The organism is Streptococcus sp. Marseille-P7375, assembly GCF_902460365.1.
Lineage (GTDB): Bacteria > Bacillota > Bacilli > Lactobacillales > Streptococcaceae > Streptococcus > Streptococcus cristatus_I.
The window spans coordinates 1-5,237 of sequence record NZ_CABPTR010000009.1 but is presented as its reverse complement, the minus strand read 5'-3'; the positions used below and the strand labels follow the sequence as shown (position 1 = coordinate 5,237).

At 49.8% G+C, this 5,237-nt stretch carries 1 tRNA gene and 3 rRNA genes; all 4 read left to right on the top strand.

The features are described from left to right. Positions 1-324: 324 nt before the first annotated feature. The 4 genes from FZ954_RS11685 to rrf all read left to right on the top strand — a co-directional run bounded on the left by FZ954_RS11685 (position 325) and on the right by rrf (position 5,237). Positions 325-1,871, top strand: a 16S ribosomal RNA gene (locus FZ954_RS11685). A gap of 53 nt (positions 1,872-1,924) precedes the next feature. Beyond that, positions 1,925-1,997 (top strand) — tRNA-Ala (locus tag FZ954_RS11680). 126 nt (positions 1,998-2,123) lie between these two features. Further along, positions 2,124-5,021: ribosomal RNA gene (locus tag FZ954_RS11675) — 23S ribosomal RNA — on the top strand. 100 nt (positions 5,022-5,121) lie between these two features. Then, positions 5,122-5,237, top strand: a 5S ribosomal RNA gene (gene rrf / locus FZ954_RS11670). The 16S, 23S and 5S rRNA genes sit together here with 1 tRNA gene alongside, the layout of an rRNA operon.

Sequence of the window (5,237 nt, the reverse complement as noted above, 5' to 3'; positions counted from 1 at the left end):
GACTTTAGCAGCACGGTGATATAGAGAATAAGGGAGAGGTAAGAGGGAGAGGATACCTTTCCCTTTTAGTTATTGATTTATCAGTGATATTGTAGGCATTAGGAAATAAATTTGTAAAAAAAAGATAAAAAAATTCAAAAAAGGTGTTGACAAGGGGATGGATAGGTGATATACTGATATAGTTGTCGCTTGAGAGAGCGATAAAGACCTTTGAAAACTGAACAAGACGAACCAATGTGCAGGGCGCTACAACATATGTTGTAGTACTGAACAAAGAAAAAACAATAAATCTGTCAGTGACAGAAATGAGTGAGAACTCAAACTTTTAATGAGAGTTTGATCCTGGCTCAGGACGAACGCTGGCGGCGTGCCTAATACATGCAAGTAGAACGCTGAAGGAGGAGCTTGCTCTTCTGGATGAGTTGCGAACGGGTGAGTAACGCGTAGGTAACCTGCCTGGTAGCGGGGGATAACTATTGGAAACGATAGCTAATACCGCATAACATTGACTATTGCATGATAGTCAATTGAAAGGTGCAAATGCACCACTACCAGATGGACCTGCGTTGTATTAGCTAGTTGGTGGGGTAACGGCTCACCAAGGCTACGATACATAGCCGACCTGAGAGGGTGATCGGCCACACTGGGACTGAGACACGGCCCAGACTCCTACGGGAGGCAGCAGTAGGGAATCTTCGGCAATGGACGGAAGTCTGACCGAGCAACGCCGCGTGAGTGAAGAAGGTTTTCGGATCGTAAAGCTCTGTTGTAAGAGAAGAACGAGTGTGAGAGTGGAAAGTTCACACTGTGACGGTATCTTACCAGAAAGGGACGGCTAACTACGTGCCAGCAGCCGCGGTAATACGTAGGTCCCGAGCGTTGTCCGGATTTATTGGGCGTAAAGCGAGCGCAGGCGGTTAGATAAGTCTGAAGTTAAAGGCTGTGGCTTAACCATAGTACGCTTTGGAAACTGTTTAACTTGAGTGCAGAAGGGGAGAGTGGAATTCCATGTGTAGCGGTGAAATGCGTAGATATATGGAGGAACACCGGTGGCGAAAGCGGCTCTCTGGTCTGTAACTGACGCTGAGGCTCGAAAGCGTGGGGAGCAAACAGGATTAGATACCCTGGTAGTCCACGCCGTAAACGATGAGTGCTAGGTGTTGGGTCCTTTCCGGGACTCAGTGCCGCAGCTAACGCATTAAGCACTCCGCCTGGGGAGTACGACCGCAAGGTTGAAACTCAAAGGAATTGACGGGGGCCCGCACAAGCGGTGGAGCATGTGGTTTAATTCGAAGCAACGCGAAGAACCTTACCAGGTCTTGACATCCCGGTGCCCGTCCTAGAGATAGGATTTTGCTTCGGCACACCGGTGACAGGTGGTGCATGGTTGTCGTCAGCTCGTGTCGTGAGATGTTGGGTTAAGTCCCGCAACGAGCGCAACCCTTATTGTTAGTTGCCATCATTAAGTTGGGCACTCTAGCGAGACTGCCGGTAATAAACCGGAGGAAGGTGGGGATGACGTCAAATCATCATGCCCCTTATGACCTGGGCTACACACGTGCTACAATGGCTGGTACAACGAGTCGCAAGTCGGTGACGGCAAGCTAATCTCTTAAAGCCAGTCTCAGTTCGGATTGTAGGCTGCAACTCGCCTACATGAAGTCGGAATCGCTAGTAATCGCGGATCAGCACGCCGCGGTGAATACGTTCCCGGGCCTTGTACACACCGCCCGTCACACCACGAGAGTTTGTAACACCCGAAGTCGGTGAGGTAACCTTTCAGGAGCCAGCCGCCTAAGGTGGGATAGATGATTGGGGTGAAGTCGTAACAAGGTAGCCGTATCGGAAGGTGCGGCTGGATCACCTCCTTTCTAAGGAAAAACGGAAGCCATTGGTCGTCATGTTTAGTTTTGAGAGGTCTTGTGGGGCCTTAGCTCAGCTGGGAGAGCGCCTGCTTTGCACGCAGGAGGTCAGCGGTTCGATCCCGCTAGGCTCCATTAGAATAGTGATGACTATTCTAAACTTGTCCATTGAAAATTGAATAACTATATCAAATAGTAACAAGAAAATAAACCGAAACGCTGTGAATATTAATGAGTTTAAGACTGAAAGGTCAAAAATAAGGTTAAGTTAGTAAGGGCGCACGGTGGATGCCTTGGCACTAGGAGCCGATGAAGGACGTGACAAACGACGAAATGCCTCGGGGAGCTGTAAGTAAGCGCAGATCCGGGGATGTCCGAATGGGGGAACCCAACAGGTACTACCTGTTACCCATCTCTGTTAAGGAGATGAGGAGGAAGACGCAGTGAACTGAAACATCTAAGTAGCTGCAGGAAGAGAAAGCAAAAGCGATTGCCTTAGTAGCGGCGAGCGAAACGGCAGGAGGGCAAACCGAAGAGTTTACTCTTCGGGGTTGTAGGACTGCAATGTGGACTCAGATTTTATAGAAGAATGACATGGGAAGGTCAGCCAAAGAGAGTAAGAGCCTCGTATTTTAAATAGAATCTGTACCTAGCAGAATCCTGAGTACGGCGGGACACGCGAAATCCCGTCGGAATCTGGGAGGACCATCTCCCAACCCTAAATACTCCCTAGTGACCGATAGTGAACCAGTACCGTGAGGGAAAGGTGAAAAGTACCCCGGAAGGGGAGTGAAATAGAACCTGAAACCGTGTGCCTACAACAAGTTCGAGCCCGTTAATGGGTGAGAGCGTGCCTTTTGTAGAATGAACCGGCGAGTTACGTTATGATGCGAGGTTAAGTTGAAGAGACGGAGCCGTAGGGAAACCGAGTCTGAATAGGGCGTCTTAGTATCATGATGTAGACCCGAAACCATGTGACCTACCCATGAGCAGGTTGAAGGTGCGGTAAAACGCACTGGAGGACCGAACCAGGGCACGTTGAAAAGTGCTTGGATGACTTGTGGGTAGCGGAGAAATTCCAAACGAACTTGGAGATAGCTGGTTCTCTCCGAAATAGCTTTAGGGCTAGCGTCGACATAGAGATTCTTGGAGGTAGAGCACTGTTTGGGTGAGGGGTCCATCCCGGATTACCAATCTCAGATAAACTCCGAATGCCAATGAATTATGGTCGGCAGTCAGACTGCGAGTGCTAAGATCCGTAGTCGAAAGGGAAACAGCCCAGACCACCAGCTAAGGTCCCAAAATAATTGTTAAGTGGAAAAGGATGTGGGGTTGCACAGACAACTAGGATGTTAGCTTAGAAGCAGCTATTCATTCAAAGAGTGCGTAATAGCTCACTAGTCGAGTGACCCTGCGCCGAAAATGTACCGGGGCTAAAACAATTTACCGAAGCTGTGGATACCTTTATAGGTATGGTAGGAGAGCGTTCTATGTGTGGAGAAGGTGTACCGTGAGGAGCGCTGGAACGCATAGAAGTGAGAATGCCGGTATGAGTAGCGAAAGATGGGTGAGAATCCCATCCACCGTAAGACTAAGGTTTCCAGGGGAAGGCTCGTCCGCCCTGGGTTAGTCGGGACCTAAGGAGAGACCGAAAGGTGTATCCGATGGACAACAGGTTGATATTCCTGTACTAGAGTATGAAGTGATGGAGGGACGCAGTAGGCTAACTCGTGCGTACGAATGGATGTACGTCTAAGCAGTGAGGCGTGGTATGAGTCAAATGCTTATACCTATAACGTTGAGCTGTGATGGGGAGCGAAGTTTAGTAGCGAGTGAGTGATGTCACACTGCCAAGAAAAGCTTCTAGCGTTGTATCATACTCTACCCGTACCGCAAACCGACACAGGTAGTCGAGGCGAGTAGCCTCAGGTGAGCGAGAGAACTCTCGTTAAGGAACTCGGCAAAATGACCCCGTAACTTCGGGAGAAGGGGTGCTGACTTTGGTCAGCCGCAGTGAATAGGCCCAAGCAACTGTTTATCAAAAACACAGCTCTCTGCTAAATCGTAAGATGATGTATAGGGGGTGACGCCTGCCCGGTGCTGGAAGGTTAAGAGGAGTGCTTAGCGGAAACGCGAAGGTATGAATTGAAGCCCCAGTAAACGGCGGCCGTAACTATAACGGTCCTAAGGTAGCGAAATTCCTTGTCGGGTAAGTTCCGACCCGCACGAAAGGCGTAATGATTTGGGCACTGTCTCAACGAGAGACTCGGTGAAATTTTAGTACCTGTGAAGATGCAGGTTACCCGCGACAGGACGGAAAGACCCCATGGAGCTTTACTGCAGTTTGATATTGAGTGTCTGTGCCACATGTACAGGATAGGTAGGAGCCTATGAGATCGGGACGCCAGTTTCGATGGAGGCGTTGTTGGGATACTACCCTTGTGTTATGGCCACTCTAACCCGGATAGGTGATCCCTATCGGAGACAGTGTCTGACGGGCAGTTTGACTGGGGCGGTCGCCTCCTAAAAGGTAACGGAGGCGCCCAAAGGTTCCCTCAGACTGGTTGGAAATCAGTCGCAGAGTGTAAAGGTATAAGGGAGCTTGACTGCGAGAGCTACAACTCGAGCAGGGACGAAAGTCGGGCTTAGTGATCCGGTGGTTCCGCATGGAAGGGCCATCGCTCAACGGATAAAAGCTACCCTGGGGATAACAGGCTTATCTCCCCCAAGAGTTCACATCGACGGGGAGGTTTGGCACCTCGATGTCGGCTCGTCGCATCCTGGGGCTGTAGTCGGTCCCAAGGGTTGGGCTGTTCGCCCATTAAAGCGGCACGCGAGCTGGGTTCAGAACGTCGTGAGACAGTTCGGTCCCTATCCGTCGCGGGCGTAGGAAATTTGAGAGGATCTGCTCCTAGTACGAGAGGACCAGAGTGGACTTACCGCTGGTGTACCAGTTGTCTCGCCAGAGGCATCGCTGGGTAGCTATGTAGGGAAGGGATAAACGCTGAAAGCATCTAAGTGTGAAACCCACCTCAAGATGAGATTTCCCATAACGCAAGTTAGTAAGAGCCCTGAGAGAAGATCAGGTAGATAGGTTAGGAGTGGAAGTGTGGCGACACATGTAGCGGACTAATACTAATAGCTCGAGGACTTATCCAATTTTCATTGAGCGCAGCTTTTGGCAAGTATTGTGAGGTTTGAGTAGTTATTCAATTTTGAGTTGACAAGGCAATAAGATATTGCAAGTTAATTCAGCTAGTTAAGTGACGATAGCCTAGGAGATACACCTGTACCCATGCCGAACACAGAAGTTAAGCCCTAGAACGCCGGAAGTAGTTGGGGGTTGCCCCCTGTGAGATATGGTAGTCGCTTAGC